Consider the following 22006-nt stretch of genomic DNA (forward strand, 5'->3'; position numbering starts at 1 on the left):
AACACCTGACAATGCCCGCCTCGTGCGGGCATTGTTGTTTTGGGTCATGGGCTATCAACAGCCTGCTAGGGGGGCAGGGCTGTCTGTCAGTCGCTGCGCATGATTCAGGTTTTGCAGCGGGGTGCCGACCGCCACGGGCTGTACTGCCAGAGTCTCCAGCCAGCCATAGGCGCTGCGTCCACCGTTGTCGAGATAGTCCGTCAGAGAGGTGCGCCACTGCTGCGCGTGCAGAGACAGGCACAGGGGCTGGCGCCGTATCGGGTCCTGGGCCACGCAGACATGTCCAATGGCCGCCTTGGCCAGCAGATCAGCGGCCATGGAGGCGGGAGGCTGAAGCAGGTCGCAAGGCAGGCACAGACATAGCCCCTCGCAGGCCTGGAATGCTGCTTCCAGCCCGGCCATGGGCCCGGGGAAATCCGGCCGCAAGTCTTCCACCACCTGATCTGCCCACTGCCGGTAGAGCGCCTGATTACGATTGGCGCTGATCACGACCCGCTGCGGGCGAGGCGCAAGATGCTCCAGTAGATGGGCAATCAACGGCTTGCCATCCACCTCAAGCAATCCCTTGTCGGCCCCCCCGACCCGAGAGCCTTTACCCCCTGCGAGAATAATGAGTGTGTAGTCATGCATGGTCCGTGTCCGTTGGGTTCCGCCCGTGAATCGGCTATGCTCTGCGGCCGTGCCATGGCCTGTTGGCACGCGCCGAATCCAGGATAATACGTGAAGAGTGCCCGTTCCCATCTTACCGACTTGAGCCGTTTTGCGCCGCTGCTACCGGGCTATCAGCCCCGTGAGCCCCAGCTGCAAATGGCCGACGCGGTGGAAAACACCATTGGTGGGGGCTCCACCTTGATGGTAGAGGCGGAGACCGGCACCGGCAAAACCCTGGCTTATCTGGTACCCGCATTGCTTTCTGAAGGCCCTACGTTGGTGTCAACGGGGACCAAAAGCCTTCAGGACCAGTTGTTTTTCAAAGACCTGCCATTGGTGCGCAAGGCATTGGGATTGCCCCGCAAGGTGGCCTTGCTGAAAGGGCGCGCCAACTATCTGTGCCCTTACCGTATGGAGCTTCATCAGCAGGAAGCCCGTTTTCTTACCCGTGAAACTGCTGAGCAAATGCAGGTGGTCGCACACTGGGCCAAGCGGACCCGTACTGGTGATATCGCTGAATTGCAGCAACTGCCAGAAGATGCGCCGATCTGGCCGTGGGTCACCAGCACCGCTGATAACTGCCTGGGCACGGAATGTCCCAGTTATCAGGATTGCCCCTTGATGAAAGCCCGCAAGGAAGCCCAGGAAGCCGATCTGGTGGTGGTCAATCATCACCTTTTCTTTGCTGACGCAGCCTTGCGGGGGAGTGGTGCTGCCTCGGAATTGTTGCCCAGCGCCAATACGGTGATCTTTGACGAAGCCCATCAGCTTCCTGAAATTGCGGCGGCATTTTTCGGCGATACCCTGAGTACCCGACAGGTGCAGGAGCTTGGCCGTGACAGTCTGTCTGAAGCGGGGCATACGGCCGCGGATCTTGCTCGCTTGAACCAGCTGGTTGCGGCAGTGGACAAGGGCTGTATGGACCTGCGCCTGAGTCTGGGCGAGATGGAGCGGCGAGCACCCTGGTCGGAAGTGTGCGAGTCCGATGCGGTGATTGAAGCGGGCGATGCCCTGCTGACTGCGCTGCGTGAGCTGGAAGTCTTTTTGGGGCCCCTGGCCAAGGCCAGCCGTGGCATGGAGGCCTGCGCCCGCCGGGCCAGTGAGCAAGTGGATTGTCTGGCGGCTTATCTGAAGGGAGACCAGCCTAACCGGGTCTACTGGTTTGAAACCTTCAAGCGAACGGCGGTGCTGCACAGCACACCTTTATCGGTGGCCGCCCAGTTGCGGGCCCAACGCGAGCGTCATCCTTGCAGCTGGATTCTCACGTCGGCCACCTTGTCGGTGGGAGGACGGTTTGAACATATCCAGAAACGGTTGGGGCTGGATAGCGCCGATACCCTGCGGTTGGAAAGCCCGTTCGATTTCAAGAAGCAGGCGGTCTTTTATGCGCCAGAAGGGCTGCCGCCTCCCCAGGACCCGGATTATACCCGTCAGCTCACCGAGCAGATGATTCCGGTAATCGAGGCGGCCGGCGGTCGCACCTTTTTCCTTTTTACCAGTCACAGAGCATTGCGTGAGGCGGCTGCTATCCTGCGCACCCGTTTGGAATATCCGTTGCTGGTGCAAGGTGAGTCCGGGCGGCGGGAGTTGCTGGAAACCTTTCGCGAGAAAGGCAATGCGGTGCTGCTGGGCACCAGCAGCTTTTGGGAAGGCATTGATGTCCGCGGTGAAGCGCTAAGTTGCGTTATTATCGACAAGTTGCCCTTTGGCTCGCCCGGCGATCCGGTAGCCGCTGCGCGAATTGAGCACATCAACCGTAATGGCGGCAATGCGTTTCGCGATTACCAGTTGCCTCAGGCGGTGCTGGCTCTGCGCCAGGGCGCGGGGCGTCTGATTCGGGATCCGAAGGACACCGGGTTGTTGGTGGTGGCTGACCCTAGGTTGCTGACCAAAAGCTACGGCAAGTTGTTCGTCAACAGCCTCCCGAACATGACCCGCACCCGTAAGCTGGATGTGGTGAAGCGATTTTTCGATTACCTGGCCCGGCAGGGGCAGGAGACAGAACAGGCACAATCATGACGCGAATTCTTGCCCTGGAAACAGCGGGTGAAACCTGCTCCGTGGCACTGCTGGATGGCAGTGAGGTGCTGGAAAAATTTGAAATGGCACCACGCAAGCAAACCGAGCTGGTGCTGCCCATGGTCGAGTCGTTGCTGGCGGAAGCCAGTGTGTCGCTGGCGCAGCTGGACGGCATTGCCTTTGGCCACGGACCCGGCGCGTTTACGGGTGTGCGAGTGGCGGCGGCGGTGACGCAGGGGTTGGCCTTTTCAGCGGACCTGCCGGTGGTTGGAGTATCGACGTTGGCTGCCTGTGCCCTGAGCGTGCAGACCCAGGCGCCCAGCCCGAAGGTAATTGCGGTTTTTGACGCGCGCATGGGAGAGCTCTATCTCGGTGCCTATCGGGTTGACAACGGCAAGCAGGCGGTCGTGCTTGAGGATGGCCTGTTTCGCCCCGATGCGTTACCCGAACTGGACGGCGACGACTGGCTTATCGCGGGCTCTGGACTGGTACACGAGGAAGCATTGCTGGCGTGCTATGGCGCAAGCCGCTGCATTCCTGACGCCCACCCCCATGCGCAAGCGGTGGCGGTGCTGGCATTATCTAGCTTTGAGCGTGGCGAAGGCGTCCGTGCTGATCTGGCACAGCCGGTTTACCTTCGCGACCAGGTGATACAGGGAGCTGTTCGATGAGTAACTGGGATCTGCCCAACGTCCATGTGCTGGATGTGACGGTGCCTGCTGAAGCCATTGATGTCATGGGGCATGTAAACAATACCGAATACCTGCGCTTCATGGAGCAGATCGCCTGGCACCATACCACCGTGCTGGGGCTCGGTTGGGATCTCTACCAAAAGCTCAATCGTGGCATGGTGGCTCGCCACACCGAAGTGGAATACCTGGCGCCAGCCTTCGAAGGGGAAAAGCTACAGGTGGGAACCTGGATTATCGAGAATGATCAGCGAATCAGCATTACCCGTCGCTACCAGATCATTCGCGAATCCGATGGCGTGACCCTGTTGCGAGGCAAAACCCGCTGGGTCTGTGTCGCTCTGGATTCTGGCAAACCGAGGCGCATGCCCCCTGAGTTTTTACAGGGCTACAAGGTAACCGCCAGCGAAAAATGAATGCAGGGTATGTCTCTGGCATGCCTGCTGATCTTTCTTGATTGTAGTAGAAAGGATTTTCCATGGATTGGTTTCAGGCACTGGTGCTGGCCCTTATTCAGGGGCTGACCGAGTTTCTTCCCATCTCCAGTTCGGCGCACCTGATTCTGCCTTCCGAAGTCCTCGGCTGGCCGGATCAGGGCCTGGCCTTTGATGTGGCGGTGCACGTTGGCACCCTGGTGGCGGTGATGGCCTATTACCGGCGTGACCTGCTCGCCATGTTGGGTGGTGCGGGGCAGGCAGTCAGTCAACGACGCATGAACCAGGATCTGAGACTGGCATTGCTGGTGGGGCTTGCCACGGTTCCTGCGGTGGTGTTCGGCTTTCTGGGCGATGACTGGATTGAACGGGAACTGCGCTCGGCGCTGGTGATCGCGATTACCACCTTGCTGTTCGGCGCGTTGCTGTGGCTGGCCGATGCCTATGGCAAGCGCTCCCGGGCGCTCACAACCCTGGGTGTGGCGGGGGCATTGTTGATCGGTTTCGCCCAGGCTCTGGCGCTGATTCCCGGCACGTCGCGCAGTGGTATCACGATTACGGCTGCGCTGGCGCTGGGATATCGCCGCGAAGAGGCGGCCCGGTTTTCCTTCCTGCTGTCCATTCCGGTCATTCTTGGTGCCGCGCTGCTCAAGAGCAAGGATCTGCTGGAACAACAACTGCCCGTGGATTGGGGAATGATGGCCCTGGGAGCGGGTGTCAGTGCAGTAACCGCCTACCTGACCATTGTGTTCTTCATCCGTTTGCTTGAGCGTATCGGCATGCTGCCATTTGTGATTTACCGCTTGATCCTGGGTGTGGCGCTGCTGGTATGGCTGGCCTGACTTGGTGAGTAAAGCGGCACTGGGACTATTACCGGGTTGCCCGGAGGGGCTACCCGGTGAGGCCGTTGCCGACGAGCTGTCGGCGCAAGCGCAGGGCCATTCACTGGTCATGGGCTGGTATCAGGATGCCCTGGCACTGTGGGTCCCCGGGGGCAAGGAAACGCCGCTCAGCGTAAATTTTACCGATGGCAAGCAAGGCTACCGCCTGAGCCCGGAACGGGTGCGCCACGAGCGCCTGATCAAGGCGCTGGGCAAGCCCCGTGATGACCGCCACCAGATCCTTGATGCGACTGCCGGTCTTGGCCGGGACGCCGCCCTCATGGCGCAGGCGGGGTTTGATGTCACTCTTGTTGAACGCTCCCCCTATATCCATGCCATGCTGGAAGATGGCCTGCGCCGAGCGCCTCCGGCCCTGTCGGCAAAGATGACGCTACTGCCGTGTCAGGACAGTGTTCAGGTGCCAGCGGATGTCTGGCATGCCGTGTATCTCGATCCCATGTTTCCTGCCCGCGAGAAAAGCGCCGCCGTAAAGAAAGATTTGCGCTGGCTGCAGGTGTTGTGTGCGTATCCTCAACCTGCAGAAGAAGAGGCGCTGCTTGCCTGGGCGATGTCATTGCAGCCGCACAGGGTCGTTGTGAAACGACCTGGCAAGGCGCCTGATCTGGCCGGTAAAACACCAGGATTTAGCCAGAAGGGTAAGGCTGTGCGTTTTGATGTTTATCTCATGGGCTAGGGATTTCTCCGGCACCTTTTCTCCTTCTCTCCATTATTTGTTCTACTCCCCATTTCCTGATGGTCAGTGTGCCAGCAATCGTTGTATTGATAACTGGTTCACTCTTTTGGGAGAAGGCCATGAAGGGGATTTATGTGGGGCTGCTCGTGCTGGCAGTGTCATCGCACGCATTGGGGGATGCCTACGTCAGACTCGGTTATGCCTATTCTGATTTTAGAAGTCAGGATATGGCTATCAAACATGATGGTTATGATCAGATCACGATGGAAAATTATGACCCGGGGGGGGATGAGCTCATCGTTTTGAGTGCGGGTTACTTTGTTACGCCACATTTTCGCGCGGAGCTGGCGCTTGATCTGGGGCTCGGTGATGCGGATACCGATCAGGTTACCTATACCCGTAATGATTCAGTGACCGGTACGGTTACCGCGGAGGTTTATAGTCGCGTATTTATGGTGAACGGGTATTTTCACTTCAGAGACGCCCAGGCTGGAGGTTTTTTTGATCCTTACATTGGCGGTGGCCTCGGACTGGCGGTGAATCGCTTTGAGGCTGTCAGTACCCGTATTCCTACTACCAGTGCGACGATAAACGACAGCGACGACACGGACTGGGCAATTCGTCTGGGCGGTGGCTTGATGTATTGGTTCACGGATCATATCAGCACGGATTTATCGATTTATTATCTTGATGCTGGATCGGTAACCACTGAGGATCGCGCCTTTAAGGAAGGGGTGAGTGTGCCCTTTGCCGAAGGGATGGAACTGGATCTCGAGAGTTTTAATTACTCTCTGGCATTACTTTATCGATTCTAAATGGGATGTGAGCCAACGCAGCCCTAAGGGCTGCGTTGGCTCTGCTTACCCCTGGAGGCGGGTGACACGCTGAATAGCATCGCTGATGTCGGCGCTAAGGATCCGCCGTGCTTCATCATCCAGTGCTTCAAGCTTGCTATCGAAGTTGAGTTGCCCGTTGTCATCAGGAGTCACCAGTCCAGTGCTGTATAGCTGACTGATAAAGTGTTTGATAACGACCTTGTCAAAAAACTCTGGTGAGTTGAACTCGTAAAGTAATGACAATCGCTGCGCGGTCTGGTGCGCCAGTTCACCCAGTTGATCCGCAGTCAGAATACCTGAGCCTCGCTGAACCAGCAGGCGAATAGTCAGGTAGTAACGCTCCAGGGAGGGCAGGACGGTTTTGCCCAAGTGATTGAGCATGTCTGCCTCGTGGGTGTGCAAGGCAGCTCCCATCAGGCTGTCGCCTTGGCGACGGACAAGTTTACAGCGTTCCAACACTGACGCGACTTCTTCTACTGCCTGTGACAGTTCATCACCTTCGTCCCAATGCAGGAAGTACTCATTACGCAGGAAGGGGTAGAGCAGGCGGACCATATTCTGCAACACGTCCATGCGGATCTCGCGGGCGTTCATCACCAGAGAGCAGACCAGGCCAGGGAGTACAAACAGATGCAGGCTGTTGTTTCGCACGTAGGCCATCTGCAGGGCGCTTTTCTGGTCGGTCGTAACCACATCTCCGAGCTGGTGCTTGATACGAATCAGGAAGTCGTTATCCAGCCCGTAATCGATAATTTCCTGGGCATCAGTGCAGCCTAGCGCCGCCGTATCGCTGTACGGCGCCAGTTTCAGCAGATCAATATACAGGCTCAGTTGCTGGTGCAGCTGGCCGATGTCCATGGTGTGTTTGGGCGAGGCCAGCAGGGCAAGGCTCAGCAGATTGATGGGATTGGCTACCGCTGCGGCATTGATGGACTCCACCACATCCTGACCGAGTTCATTCACCACGTGCTTGAACCAGGGTGGATTCTCTGTCGAGCCAAGCGATTCGTTGCGCCAGTTATGGTGATGCTGGTCCAGATAGTCCACCAGTTTAATGGGCTCGCCAAAGTTAACGTGGACCTGGCCAAAGTAGCTGCGCAGGACAGACAGGGATTTCATCAGCCCGAAAATGGATTCTTTCTGTTTCTTTTCGCCGTGCAACTCTCCGATATAGGAACCGGATTCGATGACTTTCTCGTAACCAATATAGACTGGTACGAAGGCGATGGGTTTACGCGAGTCACGCAGGAAACTGCGCAGGGTCATGGCGAGCATGCCGGTGCGAGGCTTCAGCATCCGGCCACTGCGGCTACGCCCCCCTTCGACAAAGTATTCAATAGAGAAACCACGGGCAGTGATCGTGTGCAGGTATTCGCTGAACACACTGGCATAGAGCGGATTATCGCGGAAGCTTCGACGCATGAAGAAGGCGCCACCACGGCGAAGGATGGTGCCCACCACCGGCAGGTTAAGGTTGATGCCCGCGGCAATGTGCGGGGGCACCAGCCCGTTACGGAAGACCACAAAAGACAGCAGCAGGTAATCGATGTGGCTGCGGTGACAGGGCACATAGATCACCTCGTGATCACCGGCGACCTTGGTCAGGTTGTCCATGTTGTACAACCGGATACCGCCGTACAGCCGGTTCCAGACCCAGTTCAGAAACAATTCCAGGGAACGGATCACCGTGTGGGAATAGTCAGCGGCGATTTCCATCGCGTAACTGCGGGCTTTCGCCTCCAGTTTGTCCTTGCTGACGCCCTGATTTCGGGACTCTTCTTCAATGACGGCCTGAACGGAAGGGTCGTCAACTACAGTGTTGACCAGGGTGCGACGGTGGGAGAGATCCGGGCCAATGGCGGCCTCTTTCTGGCGACGGAAATGGACCCGCAGAATTCTTGATGCCTTGCGTACGGCCTGTTCGTCAGTCTCGCATTCATCCACCAGCTTGCGAAGTGACATGGGGCGACTGAACTGCACATACAACTGGCGCCCCTGGGTGACGATGATGAAGAATTTCTTGATAAAGCCGGCAGGGGACCAGTTATCTGAAAACAACAGGCGCCAGAATGAACTTTCCTTCTCGGGGCGTCGCCCCCAGAACACTGAGACCGGCACCAGTTGCACATCCGCGCCAGGCGTTTCGCGGAGCGCTGCCACCAGTTTTTCCAACCGGGGAGGGGAGATCGGACTGCGCTGGCGGCGATTACCGAATTGACGACGGTAGAGCTGGAAATAGCTGTGGCGAAGGCGCGTCTGCCCCAGCGTCAAGCCGCCCAGTGCGGAAGAAAGCCCCAGGCGTCGCGCAGACTGGTCAGCCGCGGCAGCGTCTGATGCCGAGCGTTCGCGCAGCACATAGACCACCGGTGTATTGGGGGCCAGTTGCAGGTCATCCACATTGCCGGGCAGGGCGTTAGCACGTGTACACAAGCGCAAGAAAATGCGGATCAGGAAAAAGGCCAGTCGGTCCAGGCCAAACCAAGGATTCATAGTGGCTATCAGGTGACTAATGTGTGCCAAGTTTAGCGAAAGGGGGCTGGCGCGAACACCAATGGATATTTCAATTTGTTTCAAATTGGCGCTCTTTTCCCACACTATGGCTACGGGTTAGCGCGGTTGCCTGCTAAAATGCCTGTCGACCTTAACCGGGTATCCAAGGAGTCGCAGGTGTCTACACCGCAAGCGGGGATCTTCGATCGCAGTTATCAGTACCACCTTTTTTTCGAGCTGAGCCTTGGCAGTGGCCGGGATGAACAGGCCATCCGCAGGGCGTTGGCGGCACTGAATGCCCTGAAAAGCGAGCAGACGCCGGTAATTCTGGCGCTGGGGCCGGAATTGTGGAGCCGACTTGATACTCGCTTCAGCTTTCCGCCATTTTCTCTTGAGGGCCATGTGCCGGCAACCCAGGGTGATCTGTGGGTCTGGGTACAGGGCAAGAGCCGCAGCGATGTGTTCGATACCGGACTCAAGGTGCGAGACCTTGTCGATGAGGTCTTTAGTGCCCAGCTGGAACTGAATGGTTTCGTTTATCACGATATGCGTGATCTGACCGGTTTCGTGGATGGTATCGGTAACCCCTCTGGCGAAAAAGCGGAAAAGGCGACCTTTATTGCCGAACCTCATCCTGGTGCCGGAGGGAGCTGGTTGCTGACACAGAAGTGGGTTCATAACCTTAAGGCCTTTAACGAACTGGGCGTCCCTGATCAGGAAAAAGTGTTTGGCCGAACAAAGGTGGATGCCGTGGAGTTTTCTCCGGAGGATATGCCGGAGGATTCCCATGTGGGGCGTACTGATGTGGACCGCGATGGTGTCCCTCAAAAAATGTGGCGTCGCTCGGTGCCATACGGAGACACGACTGAGCATGGTCTCTACTTTGTGGCTTTTGCCTGTGAGCTTGACCGTCACGACTACCTGTTACGGCGTATGTATGGCATTGCGGATGATACCGTGCGTGATCGCCTGCTGGACTTCAGTCGGCCGGTAATGAGTTCGTGGTGGTATGTGCCGACGCAGGCCTGGATTGATGGGGTTAGTGAATAGTTAACAGTTAACAGTGAATAGTGCGCGGGTTCAGGCCCGTGCCGCACACAGATCAGAGGCCGCGCCCATACCTTGGACGCGGCCTCTTTCGTTTGTGAGAATTCGCAATCGCATCGAGAGAATCGCTCAGGATCTGACGTGGATCATGGTAGTTTGGGATTCCAGGTCTATGCTGAAAGCAAGAGTTCAGGGAGGGAAACCCATGTACACAGACACAATGGTCATCGCCAGCATTGCCGTTATTGGTGGCATCTTCCTGTTTGCTGGTTGTTTCGCCTTGTTCATCTGGCTGGATGCCGCCAACGATGAAGACTCCAGCGAAAAACATTAATTCTCTATCCAGAAACAAGAAGGCCGCGCCCAAGCATGGGCGCGGCCTCTGATCTGTGTGCGGCACGGGCCTGAACCCGCGCACTATTCACTGTTAACTATTAACTGCCTTAATCCGTTTTCCAGCGCGTAAACATCTTCTTCACCAGGAAGGGGGTGAGTTTCAGTGAGGCGCTGAGCCACTGGGCAATGCCGCTGGGGAAGACAAACTGCATGGCGTTCTTGAGGCCGTTATAGGTGGCTTGATCGAAGGGATACCAGAAGATATTCCGTTTGGAGGGAAGGATGTCCCAGTTGACCACTTTGGCCTGGGTCATCTCTTCCAGCCCTTCGGGGCCGTGGGTGCGGCCGATGCCGGACTGTTTGCCGCCGCCCCAGGGGGTTTCGGACAGGCCATGGGTATAGAGATGATCGTTGACGGTGGTGACCCCGGATTCCAGGCGGGCGGCAATGGCGCGGCCGCGCTTGTTGTCCCGGGTCCAGACGGAGGAGGTCAGTGCAAGGTGGGAATCATTGGCCTTGCGAATGGCTTCCTCTTCATTGGCCACGCGCTGAACTGCAATGACCGGGCCAAAGGTTTCATCGCAGACGGCCAGCATGTCATCAGTGACCTGGGTCAGCAGGGTGGCCGGGAAGAAGTAGCCGTTATCCACATCACCGACGGGGCGAGACTGGGCTTCGATTCGGGCCCCCTTGGCGAGAGCATCCTCCACGTGCTGTTGCACGGTACGCAGTTGACCTGCGGTGGTCAGACTACCGATATCCACGTCAAAGCCCTTGCAGCCAACGCCGTGACGCAGCTGTCGGGTCTTGCGGGCCATCAGCTCCACGAAGGCGTCGTAGACCGCGTCCACCACATAGATACGCTCAACACCGCCACAGCTCTGCCCGGCATTCTGATACCCGCCCCAGGCGGCGCCGTTGGTAGCGCGCTCTAGATCGGCATCTTCCAGCACGATCATGGGATCGTTACCGCCCAGCTCCAGTGACACCGGGGTCAGGGTTTGCGCAGCCTGCGCCATCAGGGTCTTGCCGGCCGGGACACTGCCGGTAAAGAACAGTTTGTTGATCCCGTTCTCGAAAAATCCGGTGGCGACTTTTGAACCGGACCCCACCACGTGGGTGAACAGGCCTTCAGGTAGTTCACCGGCAGTGACGATCTGTTCGATAGCCCGGCCAACCGCCGGCGTGGCGGCTGCCACTTTGAGGATAATGGCGTTACCTGCCATCAGCCCCATGACGATTTCGCCAAAGGGAATGGACAGCGGATAGTTCCAGGGACTGATAATGCCAACCACACCCAGTGGCAGGCGCAACATTTCCGTGCGCTTGTTGAAGAACAGCAGGCTTCCAGGAGCTCGGCGGGAGGCTTTCAGGTGCTTTTCTGCATTGCGTGCATACCAGTTACAGGCGAGAGCGCAGGGCAGGACTTCGGTGGCCAGAGCGTCGGTCAGGGTCTTGCCGTTGCTTTCACTGACAATACGAGCCAGATCATCGGCCCGATCGACAATGTAGCTGCGCATCATCTGGATATGCCGGGCTCGTTCCTTGAACGACTTGGCGGCCCAGATTGCCTGGGCTTCACGAGCGCCGGCAATGATGGCTGGCAGGCGTGTCAGGTCGGTTTCGTTAAGCTCGGCCACGGCTTTGCCGGTGGCGGGATTGGTATCAACCACAACACCGGGTTGCAGGGTTTCCTGAATAGTCATGGGGTGGGCTCTCTATCATGCGAAGTGCGGACTTCGCCGGGCTGAAAACGGAATCCAAGTACCTTTAGGGAAACACAGAGTAGACACTGTGGCTAGGGCTGTATGGGCCGTTCTGTCAGGTCTCCGGGGACAATGTCCGGGTCGGTGACGCCTTCTTTCAGGCGTGTGGCCATGCGCTGGAAGGTAAGATCAATGCGCTCGAGAGCGCCGGTGATCTGCAGTTTCTGGGTGTGATTCACTCCGGCCCCTTGCAGGGCTCGCAACAGTTCAGCAGAGCGATTCAAAAACTGGCTGTCAGTTTTGCCTTGGGCGCAAAGCTGATAACCATGGGCCAGCGCATCCTGCCATTGCCTGGCGCACTCACGCACCCTGGGTGAGCTGTCTTCATGCAGGTGACTGTGGATCCAGAGTGATACCTGGCCCAGGTTCAGGCCGGTGAGCCCAAGGTCAGTGAAGTGTCGCCGGGTTTCTGGCAGAGCCTTGTCGCACACGGTCAGCCAGCGCAGGCGGTCGGCCATGCGGGCGTTGAACCAGTCCTCCTGTTGCGCACGGGGGCCTTCGGTCACTCGTCTGAGATCATTGGCCGTATGACGAATCAAGCGCCTGCGCAGCCCGGCGCCGTTGGGGGGCGTGATCAGACGGAACATGAGAAAAGCGATAAAAATACCAGCGGTGATGGCCAGCCCGTTGCTGGCGACCCTGGCCACATCAAAATCCATGTCATTACCCGGCTGGACCAGAATGATGTAGGGAGTACAAAAGCCCAGACCGTAGGCGAGCGTTTCTTTCTTGCTGATCGCCAGCAGTGCGACAAACAGGGGGGCTGTCAGCACCACCAGTAGCAGGGGGAAGCTGCCATTGGCCATGGCCAGCAGCGGCAGGGCGAAAAACAGGCTGACAGGGGTGGCCAGTACCGAGGTGAAGGTCGCCCGCTTGAGTACCAGGTCCGGCTCGGGTAACCGGGCAAACAGAATGGTGAACATCACCGGCATGACCATCAGCATGATCGCCATGGGACTGGCGGTGCCCACCCAGAGCCCGGCAGCAATCAAGAACACCAGCGCGCTGCGCAGGCCAACGGCGGCGGCCACTTGCCAGTCGCGATAGGGTTTCAATGACGGCGGGCGCAGCTGCATCTCGCGGCTGTGGTACAGGGCACGGTTGGCTTCCAGTGCCAGGATCAGGTCGCTGGTCAGGTTCAGGGCGACCAGATAGAAACGCCGTTGCAGAGCGGGGACCGTGCTGCGTTGCGCTTTACGGGCTGTGCGCAGGGTATGGCGAAGCTGCTGGGCTTCTTCCATGGCTTGCTCGGCGGAGTGGGTTTCTCGCATGCGCAGGAACGACTGCCGCAGTTGTGTCAGGACATCACGGATCTCATCGGTGAGCAGGTCGTCATGATTGCGCATCAGGCGGCCGATCACGCGAATGCGGGCAATCAGGGACAGGGTCTTGTGACACACCATGGTTGCCGCCCTTGCTCGCCCCGGGCCCTGGCTGCCTTCATAGAAAACGGCGGAGCTGTCATCACTCAGGGCAAAGATGTCCTGCAGCAAGCTGTCCACTTGCTGGTGGCGGGTGGCGTGGGTGCCGGCAGGATTAAGCTCCAGCTCCAGATAGGCCAGCGTCTGGTTGAGGGCATTGCGGGCATGATTGCGTAGCAGGCCCGCCACATGGGCTGGCCAGAACAGATTACTGACCAGGGTGGCGCAGGTGGCGCCGAGGATGATCTCGCTGACACGGGCGGTGGCCACATGAAAGATACCAATACTGCTGGTGGCGTGGGGATTGGCTATGGAGATCACCACAATCAGTGTGGCGGTGATGCCGGCCATGGCGAAGCCGTAGATGAAATTGGCCTGACGTAGCCAGGCGGATGCGCCGGCGTTGAGACCGATCCACAGCATCAGACAGACAATGGCCAGCAGAGGGTAGGGCAGTAACCAGGCCAGGATCATCAGCCCGACGGCCCCGCCGACCAGTGTGCCGCCGATCTGGCACAGGCCTTTTTCAATCACCAGTCCGGTTTCCGGCCGAATTTGCAGAAAGACCGCAGAAATCAGAGCCCAGTAGGGGCGTTCCAGTTGCATCAGCATGGCCAGCCACAGGGCCAGTGCCATGGCGAGAATGCCCTTGAGGGCAAACAGCAGCGATTGCCTGTCTGGCGTCAGGATTGTCGCCAGTCGGGAATCAAGGGTCATCGTGTAGCCGCACGGTGGCCGTCATACCTGCAGCGATCAGCAGGTCATCGGGGACCGATTCAAGCTCGATATGGACGGGAATTCGCTGTGCCAGTCGTACCCAGTTAAAGGTTTGTTGTACCTGTGGCAGCAGTTGCTGATCGGTACGGGTGTTGGCATTGGCGATAGCCTGCCCGACGCTGGTGACCTTGCCGCTGAGGGCGTGGGCACCATTCATGAGCACCACGGTGGCAGATTGACCTACATGCACCAGCGGCAGCTTGGTTTCTTCGAAATAGCCGGTCACGTAGAAGCTGTTCTCGCGGACCATGGACAGCACGGGCTCGCCCTGTTTCACAAAGTTGCCTTCCTGAAGCGCCAGATTGGCCACCGTACCGTCGGCAGGAGCGCTGATACGGGTGCGCTCCAGATTGAGTTTTGCACTCTCCAGTTCGGCTTCGGCCATGGCCATGTTGGCCGCCGCTTGCTGCAGGGCCAGTTGCGTTTGTTCCTGGTCGTTTTGTGCGGCTTGTTCATGTCGCTTCTGCGCGAGCTGGTAACTGGCTTGCTGGTAGGCAAGGCGGGCCTCGGCCTGGGAGAGGGCAGCCAGGTAACGTCGGTCGTCGATGCGAAATAGCGGGTCGCCCTTGCGTACTTGCTGGTTGTCGCCCACGGATAACTCTGCTACCCAGCCGGAAACGTCGGGAGACAGCGTAATGATTTCTGCCCGGACTTTACCGTCGCGGGTCCAGGGAGCATACAGGTAGTAATTCCACACCCAGTTGCCAGCAAGCAGGGCGATGATCACGGCGATGACAGTGATGAGTATGCGTAGACGTTGAGACATCAGCATCTGTGTCCTTAACTCAGCAGGCGCACTGACAGCGCCAGGTAACAGACAAACAGTGACAAATACAGCCAGGCGGCTTTCCAGATTTGTTGGTGCCAGCCGAGCAAGCGCAGTACCCACCAGGTCAGGGCCGTCAGCAATAAGCCAAGCAGTACGAATAACACCATGGGGCTGACCAGCAGGCCTCCCACGGGTATTTCATGCAGCCACATTGTTGTCCCCGGTGATCGATGTTTCACCCATGGTAGCGGATAAAGTGGAGCCGCTGTAGGCGCCCCCGCCGGTATGCGGATGTGTGCGGGTAGCTCGCTATCGGGCTCGCTTGCAGGCAAGTTCTCTCAGAGGCCAGGTTTCCACTGCCGATCACCTCAAACTGTCGGAGCCAGCCTGCGGGTGATGGGCTGATGGGCTTCGAGCGGGCGGTGTTGCGTCAGGCGCCGCCCATCAAATTCCCCAGCAACCGGGTATAGATTGCCGTGAGGGTATCCAGTTCGCTGATGCTGGTGTGCTCATCGACCTTGTGGATGGTGGCATTGATGGGGCCGAGCTCTACGACTTGGCTACCTGTGGGTGCGATAAAGCGTCCGTCGCTGGTGCCGCCAGCGGTAGACAGTTCGGTTTCTTTGCCGGTGACGTCGCGAATGGCCGTGACAGTGGCATCCACCAGTGCGCCCCGATCGGTAAGGAACGGTTGGCCTGAAAGCGTCCAGGTCAGATCGTAGTCCAGACCATGCTTGTCCAGGATGGCCTCGGTGCGCTCACGAAGGATGGCGTCAGTCAGTTCGGTGGAAAAGCGGAAGTTGAAGATCACTTCGCAGGTACCGGGAATCACATTGGTGGCCCCGGTTCCGGCGTTGATGTTGGAGATCTGGAAACTGGTGGCAGGGAAAAAGTCATTACCCTTGTCCCATTCCGCGGCGGCCAGCTCCGCGAGTGCCGGCGCCGCATCGTGGACCGGGTTGCGTGCCAGATGCGGGTAGGCCACATGCCCCTGGATTCCTTTGACGATCAGCCGGGCGCCCAGTGAACCCCGGCGGCCGTTCTTGATGACATCCCCCACGGTATTCGTTGAGGAAGGTTCGCCCACCAGGCAGTAGTCGATATGTTCGTTACGTGCCTGCAGGGTTTCCACCACCTTGACCGTACCGTTGACGGAAGGGCCTTCTTCGTCAGCGGTGATCAGCAGGGCCAGGCTGCCTGCGTGATTGGGGTTGGCCGCCACGAAGTCTTCAATGGCCACCATCATGGCGGCAATGGAGCCCTTCATGTCCGCTGTACCGCGCCCGTAGAGCAAGTCGCCTTCCTCGGTCGGGGTGAATGGATCGTATTTCCAGGCGGAGACATCTCCGGTCGGAACCACGTCGGTATGCCCGGCAAAGGCGAAAACTGGCCCTTGCGTGCCCCGGCGAGCCCACAAGTTGCGGACCTCCTCAAACCACAGGGTTTCGCATTCGAAGCCCAGTTCTTCGAGTTTTTCAATCATCCAGTCCTGACAGCCTTCATCTTCCGGGGTGACGGAGGCGCGACGGATGAGTTCCTTGGTGTAGTCGAGGGTGCGGGACATTAAATTCAGCTCCAGGCCTCAAGCCACAAGTTACAAGCCGGCAAACCCGGAAGGTCTGCTCGTGGCTTGTGACTCGTCGCTTGTCGCTGTTTTAGTTGTGCTTGTGCAGTTCGTCGTTCAGTGCGATGGCGCTTTTGTTGGTGAGGCACTGAACGGCACCGCTGATGGTGTCGCGGCGGAACAGCAGGTCGGACTTCCCGGCCAGATCACGGGCCTTGACGGTGTCGACCAGCTCGCCTTTGTCATCCATCAGTTGGACCTTGGAACCGGCAGTGATGTACAGGCCTGCCTCGACAGTGCAGCGGTCGCCGAGGGGGATGCCGGTGCCCGCATTGGCACCGAGCAGACAGCCTTCGCCCAGGGAGATAATGATATTGCCGCCACCGGACAGGGTGCCCATGGTGGAGGCGCCGCCACCGATGTCGGAGCCCTTGCCTACAAATACACCGGCAGAGATTCGACCTTCGATCATGCCGGGGCCTTCGGTGCCCGCGTTAAAGTTGATGAAACCTTCGTGCATGATGGTGGTGCCTTCGCCAACGTAGGCGCCCAGGCGAACCCGGGAGGTGTCGGCAATACGCACGCCGGCAGGGACCACGTAGTCCGTCATTTTCGGGAATTTGTCCACGCTGTTCACTTCCAGCACCTTGCCATTGAGGCGGGCCATCAGCTGGCGCTCCTGCAGCTCTTCCAGGTCTACCGCACCTTCGTTGGTCCAGGCCACGTTAGGCAGCAGTGGGAACATGCCGGCCAGGTTGACGCCGTGGGGTTTCACCAGACGGTGAGAGATCAAATGCAGCTTGAGATAGGCTTCCGGGGTGGTGGCCGGCTCGGCATCTGTTTCCAGCACGGTCAGCACCACGGGGCGATCGCTTTCCTGGAACGCTACGGCATAGCTGGCTTCGTGCTCGAAGCCCGCCTCACGCCACTCGCGGGCAATGTGCTGGACCTGACGGTGGGTCAGTTCAATGGCGGCGTTGCCACCCTGGTAGTCCAGCTCTTCACGAATCACCTCTACCAGCTTGGCGTCCGGGTGCAGCGCCGGGTCTGGATAGTAGACTTCCAGCCAGTTGTCGTTACGGTTCTTGGTGCCGCAGCCCAGGGCGATAGCGAAATAGTTGCTCATGATGTCCTCTCATTTCTACGTCGGACGTCCGACGTTTATTTCAAAGTCTGTTGCCACTCGTCGGCATTGAAGCCGGCGGTGATGAAACTGTCGTTTTGCAGAAGCGGGCGTTTGATGACGGACGGATTCTCCAAGGCCACGGTCACCGCTTTTTCCGTGTTCATGGTGGCCTTGATGCCATCATCGAGTTTGCGCCAGGTGGTGCCGCGCTTGTTGATCACGGTTTCCCAGCCCAGCGCTTCCAGCCATTCACGCAGGCGCTGCTCAGGAACGCCTTCTTTCTTGTAGTCGTGAAAATGGTAGGCAACCCCGTTGTCATCCAGCCATTTCATGGCTTTCTTCATGGTATCGCAGTTCTTGATGCCGAAGATGGTCAGTTCCATGATTCTTCCTTTCCAAACCTTTCCGAAGGCGCGCCGCTGGCGGCGCGATTTCTCACCAGGATCAAAAGCAACCTCAGCACAGGAAACACAGAGGCACAGGGAAAACCCATTGTTTTATCCCAGTGAACTCGGTGAGCTCTGTGGTAAAACCGACTTTAAATGACGGTTGTGAACGCGCCGCGAGCGACGCTCCTACAGCTATGTCAGAGGGTATCCAGCAAAGCCTTGATGCGTTGAGCTCCCTCGATGCATTCTTCCAGCGGTGCCACAAGTGCCATTCTTATCCGCTTTTCCCCCGGGTTCTTGCCATTGACGGTGCGGGACAGGTAGCGGCCGGGAAGCACGGTGACGTTTTGTTCTGCCTGTAGCCGTTTGGCGAAATCCTCATCGCTGATAGGCGTTTTGGGCCACAGATAAAAGCCGGCCGCCGGGGCGCTAACCTTAAGGGGGCCACCGAGAATGTCCAGCACGGCATCGAATTTTTCCCGGTAGAGGGCGCGGTTTTGCTCAACATGGGCTTCGTCATTCCAGGCGGCAATACTGGCCAGCTGGTGATGAATCGGCATGGCGCAGCCGTGGTAGGTCCGATAGCGGAGAAAGCGCTTGAGCACTTCGCTGTCGCCGGCCGCAAAGCCCGAGCGCAGCCCCGGGAGGTTGGAGCGTTTGGACAGGGAATGAAAGACCACGCAGCGGCGGTAGTCGTGACGGCCCATTTCTGCACAGGCTTCCAGCAGCCCGGTGGGCGGCTTGTCACGGTAGATTTCCGAGTAACACTCATCGGAGGCGATCACAAAATCGTATTTGTCCGCCAGCTGTATCAGTGCTTTCAGTTGTGCCTTGCTGAGGGTCGCCCCGGTTGGGTTACCCGGCGTGCAGATAAACAGCAGCTGGGTCCGGGTCCAGGTGTCTTCGCTGACGGCATCAAAGTCAGGCTGCAAACCCGTGCTGTCGGTGCACGGCAGGTACATGGGCTCGCCGCCAGCCAGCAGGGTGGCACCTTCGTAAATCTGATAGAACGGATTGGGCATCAGCACCAGCGGATGCCGCTGGCGGTCGATCACTGCCTGAGTGAAGGCAAACAGCGCTTCCCGGGTGCCGTTCACCGGTAGCACCTGGCTGGCGGCATCCACTTGCTTCAGATGAAAGCGACGGGTCAGCCATTGGCCAATGGCTTCACTCAGCTCGGCAATGCCAGCGGTAGTGGGGTAGTTCGAGAGCCTGTGTGTGTTGTCCTTGAGGACTTGCTGCACAAAATCCGGCGAAGGGTGTTTCGGCTCTCCAATGGAAAGTGCAATCGGGCTCTTGTCAGAGGCAGGCAGGCCGCTGAACAGCGTTTTCAGTTTTTCAAACGGGTAGGGGTGCAACCGTTCAAGATCTGGATTCATGGTTTACTGTTTTCCGTTGTTCTTGTCGTCGAGCTCGCGGGTCAGGGCTTCCTGAAGTTCCAGGCAAAGCGCCGGGTCAGATACCGGTTCACCGTCGAGATCGGTAATAAAGAAGACGTCTTCCGCCCGTTCGCCGAGGGTGGCAATGCGGGCATTTTGCACCAACAGTTCGAAACGCATGAAAATGCGGCCGATGTGGGCGAGCAGCCCCGGGCGGTCCAGGGTATGAATGTCCACGGCGGTGCGGTCGTTGACGATGTCGTTGCTGATGAGTACCTGGGTGGGGACATCAAAATGCTTGTTACGGCGAGGCATCCGCCGGCTGACGGTGCTGGCGAAGCGCTCCGGGTATTTCAGGGTTTCCGTCAGTGTTTTGCGAATCTGTTCGATACGGGCCCAGTCTTCGCCGATGGGCGTGCCGTGCTCATCCAGAACGATATAGGTATCCAGACTGAAACCGTCGGCACTGGTGATAATGCGGGCATCCATGATGGTCAGCCCAAGGGAATCGAGTGCATTCACCGTGGCACTAAACAGGTTGCGGGTGTCCGGGGTGTAAATAAAGATCTGTGAGCCACCTGCCAACACGCTCTGGCTGGATTCGCGGATCAACACCAGCGGGTCGTTGGGGTCATCCCGGTCCAGCAGTGCTTCGGTGTGCCAGGCGATATCCCGTGGCGTTTCACGCAGGAAATATTCGTCACCGATGTTAGCCCACAGGGTTTCGATTTCCGCTGCATCATGATCCTGACCGGTCAGTAGCCTCATGGCCACATCGCGGGTTTCGTCAATCCAGTCCTGCTTCTCTACCGGGTTATTCAGGCCCCGCCGCAGTGCGCGCTTGGTTTCGGTGTACAGCTGGCGGAGCAGCGAGGCGCGCCAGGAATTCCAGAGCGTCGGATTGGTGGCGTTGATATCTGCCACGGTAAGCACGTAGAGATAATCCAGATGCACCAGATCGCCCACCTTGCGGGCGAATTCGTAGACCACGTCCGGGTCGGAAATGTCCTTGCGTTGAGCCGTCACACTCATCATCAGGTGGCTTTTGACCAGCCAGGCCACCAGCTTGCCGTCCCAGGCACTCAGGCCATGGCGCTGGCAAAAGTCGATTGCATCCACTGCACCAAGTTCAGAGTGGTCACCACCGCGGCCCTTGGCAATGTCATGATACAGGCCTGCTGCGTAAAGCAGCTCCGGCTTGGGCAGTCGGTAGAACACTTCGCTGGCCAGCGGAAATTCGTCGCGCAGGTCCTCATAGCGCAACCGGCGCATATTTTTGATCACCAGCAGGGTGTGCGCATCGACCGTATAAATATGGAACAGGTCGTATTGCATCATGCCGATGATGCCGCCGAATTCCGGGAGGTACTTGCCGAGAATGCCGTAGCGTTTCATGCGCCGAAGTTGTGAAAACAGGGCATGAGGGCTTCGCAGAAGCTGCATGAACAAACCGGTATTGACCGGATTGTTGCGGAACGCCTCGTCAATCTGTCGCCGGTTGTAGATCAGGGCTCGAACGGTGGACGCCCGGATACCTTTCAGGTCCGGGTTTTGAGCCATCAGGACAAAGGTTTCGAGCAGGGCCGAGGGGCTCTTTTCGAAGACGTCGTCACTGGTGATTTCCAGGTAATCGTTACGGACCTGAAAACGACGGTTCAGGGGGCGGACCTTTTCGGGGTCGTCGCAGCGCAGGATCACCTCATCGAAAAGCTGCAGCAGCATTTCGTTGAGCACCGACATGGCCAGCGCCACGCGATAAAAGCCTTTCATGAAATGTTCGACGGCCAGATTGGCGCTGGAATCTTCATGACCCAGGCGGTCGGCGAGCTGGCGTTGGTGATCGAACAGCAGGCGGTTTTCACTTCGCCCGGTCAGGACGTGTAGCTGCCAGCGAACTTCCCAGAGGTAGTCCAGGCACTTGCGCAGTACGGCGTATTCTTCCTTGGTCAGGAACCCGGCACCCACCAGGGCCTCAAGGCTGTCTGCATTGAAATGACGCTTGGCGACCCAGGCAATCATCTGTATGTCGCGCAGGCCTCCCGGGGCATTCTTGAGATCCGGCTCCAGATTGTATTCGGTGTCGTTGAAGCGCTTGTGGCGGGTAACCTGCTCCTCCCACTTGGCGGCAAAGAAGGCGGCAGAATCCCACATGTGCTCCGGGCCGGTTCGCACTTCCAGTTGCTCGCGCAGACGGTCTTCCCCGGCGAGGGTGCGGGCTTCCATGATATTGGTGGCTACGGTGATGTCGTCACGGGCCAGATCCACGCATTCGTCCAGGGTGCGCACCGCATGGCCAATTTCAAGGCCGATATCCCAGAGGAAAGCGACAAAACGTTCCAGGCAGTCACACACAGATTGTTCAGGGGTGTCTGCGAGTAACACCAGCAGGTCTACATCGGAGCAGGGGTGTAACTCTCCACGGCCGTAGCCGCCAACGGCAACGAGGGCCACATCGTCGCGCTGCGCCAGCCCGAACAGGGCCCAGGCGCCCACCATGACCTGATCCACCAGTTGGGAGCGGGCATGTACCAGATCGGTAATGTCGGCGATCTCAAAGGCCTGATTGAGTCGCTCCTGACCTTGTTCCAGGTACTGGCGGGCATATTGGCCGGGCTGGGCGCTTTCCTGCAGGGCGTCCAGTAGTTGTTGCTGGGTCAGTGCCGGTGAAAGCTGCATGGAGATCCTGTGTGGTTGGGCTGGCGGGCAGCGGTACTGTGTAAATGCAGGTACCGTGCCGC

19 protein-coding genes are annotated in these 22006 nt (G+C 58.4%); 8 read left to right on the forward strand and 11 right to left on the reverse strand.

From position 1 onward, the window contains the following. Positions 1 to 54: 54 nt before the first annotated feature. Positions 55 to 630 carry an NTP transferase domain-containing protein gene (locus D4A39_RS02950; protein WP_119917465.1) on the reverse strand — a complete coding sequence of 192 codons (576 nt, stop codon included), beginning with the start codon at positions 628 to 630 and terminating at the stop codon, positions 55 to 57. 90 nt (positions 631 to 720) lie between these two features. Between D4A39_RS02950 and yoaA the strand changes: the two genes are divergently transcribed. From yoaA to D4A39_RS02980, 6 genes are all read left to right on the forward strand, one after another. Then, on the forward strand, positions 721 to 2670 hold the full coding sequence (yoaA, locus tag D4A39_RS02955; protein ID WP_022984246.1) for a DNA repair helicase YoaA: 1950 nt from the start codon (positions 721 to 723) through the stop codon (positions 2668 to 2670). Continuing rightward, entirely contained in the window at positions 2667 to 3341 is a 675-nt protein-coding gene (gene tsaB, locus D4A39_RS02960) for a tRNA (adenosine(37)-N6)-threonylcarbamoyltransferase complex dimerization subunit type 1 TsaB (protein WP_022984247.1), read from the forward strand. Before yoaA ends, tsaB begins: the two co-directional genes overlap by 4 nt. After that, a complete protein-coding gene (locus D4A39_RS02965) occupies positions 3338 to 3775 on the forward strand; it encodes an acyl-CoA thioesterase (RefSeq protein WP_022984248.1) in 438 nt (145 codons plus the stop codon). The genes tsaB and D4A39_RS02965 overlap by 4 nt, the downstream gene beginning before the upstream one ends. Positions 3776 to 3837: 62 nt before the next feature. Beyond that, positions 3838 to 4635: an undecaprenyl-diphosphate phosphatase gene (locus tag D4A39_RS02970; protein ID WP_022984249.1), complete on the forward strand. Its 798-nt coding sequence runs from the start codon at positions 3838 to 3840 to the stop codon at positions 4633 to 4635. A 4-nt stretch (positions 4636 to 4639) separates the two neighbouring features. Then, complete coding sequence (locus tag D4A39_RS02975) at positions 4640 to 5368, forward strand: class I SAM-dependent methyltransferase (RefSeq protein WP_233552393.1); 729 nt, start codon at positions 4640 to 4642, stop codon at positions 5366 to 5368. A 119-nt stretch (positions 5369 to 5487) separates the two neighbouring features. Further along, a complete protein-coding gene (locus tag D4A39_RS02980) occupies positions 5488 to 6183 on the forward strand; it encodes an outer membrane protein (RefSeq protein WP_158586914.1) in 696 nt (231 codons plus the stop codon). A 45-nt stretch (positions 6184 to 6228) separates the two neighbouring features. Here D4A39_RS02980 and plsB read toward each other — a convergent pair whose 3' ends face one another. Then, positions 6229 to 8694 carry a glycerol-3-phosphate 1-O-acyltransferase PlsB gene (gene plsB / locus D4A39_RS02985; RefSeq protein WP_022984252.1) on the reverse strand — a complete coding sequence of 822 codons (2466 nt, stop codon included), beginning with the start codon at positions 8692 to 8694 and terminating at the stop codon, positions 6229 to 6231. 177 nt (positions 8695 to 8871) lie between these two features. Here plsB and D4A39_RS02990 point away from each other — a divergent pair, with 177 nt between their 5' ends. Together D4A39_RS02990 and ccoM are read left to right on the forward strand one after the other, a co-directional pair. Next, positions 8872 to 9744: a Dyp-type peroxidase gene (locus D4A39_RS02990; protein ID WP_233552394.1), complete on the forward strand. Its 873-nt coding sequence runs from the start codon at positions 8872 to 8874 to the stop codon at positions 9742 to 9744. Positions 9745 to 9946: 202 nt separating this feature from the next. Then, complete coding sequence (gene ccoM / locus D4A39_RS18155; RefSeq protein WP_022984254.1) at positions 9947 to 10075, forward strand: cytochrome c oxidase subunit CcoM; 129 nt, start codon at positions 9947 to 9949, stop codon at positions 10073 to 10075. Between the two features lie 109 nt (positions 10076 to 10184). On the opposite strand, the gene D4A39_RS03000 is transcribed toward ccoM, so the two are convergent. The 9 genes from D4A39_RS03000 to D4A39_RS03040 form a co-directional block, all read right to left on the reverse strand. After that, positions 10185 to 11783, reverse strand: coding sequence for an aldehyde dehydrogenase family protein (locus tag D4A39_RS03000; RefSeq protein ID WP_119917468.1), 1599 nt, complete (start codon positions 11781 to 11783; stop codon positions 10185 to 10187). Positions 11784 to 11875: 92 nt separating this feature from the next. After that, complete coding sequence (locus D4A39_RS03005; protein ID WP_022984256.1) at positions 11876 to 13981, reverse strand: FUSC family protein; 2106 nt, start codon at positions 13979 to 13981, stop codon at positions 11876 to 11878. Then, positions 13971 to 14807: an efflux RND transporter periplasmic adaptor subunit gene (locus tag D4A39_RS03010; RefSeq protein WP_119917643.1), complete on the reverse strand. Its 837-nt coding sequence runs from the start codon at positions 14805 to 14807 to the stop codon at positions 13971 to 13973. The genes D4A39_RS03005 and D4A39_RS03010 overlap by 11 nt, the downstream gene beginning before the upstream one ends. A 14-nt stretch (positions 14808 to 14821) precedes the next feature. Further along, a complete protein-coding gene (locus tag D4A39_RS03015; protein WP_022984258.1) occupies positions 14822 to 15022 on the reverse strand; it encodes a DUF1656 domain-containing protein in 201 nt (66 codons plus the stop codon). Positions 15023 to 15240: 218 nt separating this feature from the next. Then, the gene (gene dapE / locus D4A39_RS03020) at positions 15241 to 16374 is read right to left on the reverse strand and encodes a succinyl-diaminopimelate desuccinylase (protein WP_022984259.1); all 1134 of its coding nucleotides are present in this window, start codon (positions 16372 to 16374) and stop codon (positions 15241 to 15243) included. Positions 16375 to 16465: 91 nt separating this feature from the next. Next, a complete protein-coding gene (gene dapD / locus D4A39_RS03025; RefSeq protein WP_022984260.1) occupies positions 16466 to 17500 on the reverse strand; it encodes a 2,3,4,5-tetrahydropyridine-2,6-dicarboxylate N-succinyltransferase in 1035 nt (344 codons plus the stop codon). 35 nt (positions 17501 to 17535) lie between these two features. After that, positions 17536 to 17883 carry an ArsC family reductase gene (locus D4A39_RS03030; RefSeq protein ID WP_022984261.1) on the reverse strand — a complete coding sequence of 116 codons (348 nt, stop codon included), beginning with the start codon at positions 17881 to 17883 and terminating at the stop codon, positions 17536 to 17538. Between the two features lie 203 nt (positions 17884 to 18086). After that, positions 18087 to 19268, reverse strand: a complete 1182-nt coding sequence (gene dapC, locus D4A39_RS03035; RefSeq protein WP_022984262.1) for a succinyldiaminopimelate transaminase — start codon at positions 19266 to 19268, stop codon at positions 18087 to 18089. 3 nt (positions 19269 to 19271) lie between these two features. Continuing rightward, on the reverse strand, positions 19272 to 21944 hold the full coding sequence (locus D4A39_RS03040; RefSeq protein ID WP_022984263.1) for a [protein-PII] uridylyltransferase: 2673 nt from the start codon (positions 21942 to 21944) through the stop codon (positions 19272 to 19274). Positions 21945 to 22006: the final 62 nt, after the last annotated feature.

Origin of the sequence: Alcanivorax profundi (genome assembly GCF_003597125.1) — a bacterium.
GTDB classification, from domain to species: domain Bacteria; phylum Pseudomonadota; class Gammaproteobacteria; order Pseudomonadales; family Alcanivoracaceae; genus Alcanivorax; species Alcanivorax profundi.

What these genes read in the sequence shown, in the direction of transcription:
- D4A39_RS03010 (WP_119917643.1), bottom strand. Translation starts at nt 14,807, where the DNA reads ATGTCTCAACGTCTACGCATACTCATCACTGTCATCGCCGTGATCATC.
- dapE (WP_022984259.1), bottom strand. Translation starts at nt 16,374, where the DNA reads ATGTCCCGCACCCTCGACTACACCAAGGAACTCATCCGTCGCGCCTCC.
- D4A39_RS03015 (WP_022984258.1), bottom strand. Translation starts at nt 15,022, where the DNA reads ATGTGGCTGCATGAAATACCCGTGGGAGGCCTGCTGGTCAGCCCCATG.
- plsB (WP_022984252.1), bottom strand. Translation starts at nt 8,694, where the DNA reads ATGAATCCTTGGTTTGGCCTGGACCGACTGGCCTTTTTCCTGATCCGC.
- ccoM (WP_022984254.1), top strand. Translation starts at nt 9,947, where the DNA reads ATGTACACAGACACAATGGTCATCGCCAGCATTGCCGTTATTGGTGGC.
- D4A39_RS03005 (WP_022984256.1), bottom strand. Translation starts at nt 13,981, where the DNA reads ATGACCCTTGATTCCCGACTGGCGACAATCCTGACGCCAGACAGGCAA.
- D4A39_RS02970 (WP_022984249.1), top strand. Translation starts at nt 3,838, where the DNA reads ATGGATTGGTTTCAGGCACTGGTGCTGGCCCTTATTCAGGGGCTGACC.
- D4A39_RS02980 (WP_158586914.1), top strand. Translation starts at nt 5,488, where the DNA reads ATGAAGGGGATTTATGTGGGGCTGCTCGTGCTGGCAGTGTCATCGCAC.
- D4A39_RS03030 (WP_022984261.1), bottom strand. Translation starts at nt 17,883, where the DNA reads ATGGAACTGACCATCTTCGGCATCAAGAACTGCGATACCATGAAGAAA.
- D4A39_RS02965 (WP_022984248.1), top strand. Translation starts at nt 3,338, where the DNA reads ATGAGTAACTGGGATCTGCCCAACGTCCATGTGCTGGATGTGACGGTG.
- dapD (WP_022984260.1), bottom strand. Translation starts at nt 17,500, where the DNA reads ATGAGCAACTATTTCGCTATCGCCCTGGGCTGCGGCACCAAGAACCGT.
- D4A39_RS02950 (WP_119917465.1), bottom strand. Translation starts at nt 630, where the DNA reads ATGCATGACTACACACTCATTATTCTCGCAGGGGGTAAAGGCTCTCGG.
- D4A39_RS03000 (WP_119917468.1), bottom strand. Translation starts at nt 11,783, where the DNA reads ATGACTATTCAGGAAACCCTGCAACCCGGTGTTGTGGTTGATACCAAT.
- D4A39_RS03040 (WP_022984263.1), bottom strand. Translation starts at nt 21,944, where the DNA reads ATGCAGCTTTCACCGGCACTGACCCAGCAACAACTACTGGACGCCCTG.
- dapC (WP_022984262.1), bottom strand. Translation starts at nt 19,268, where the DNA reads ATGAATCCAGATCTTGAACGGTTGCACCCCTACCCGTTTGAAAAACTG.
- tsaB (WP_022984247.1), top strand. Translation starts at nt 2,667, where the DNA reads ATGACGCGAATTCTTGCCCTGGAAACAGCGGGTGAAACCTGCTCCGTG.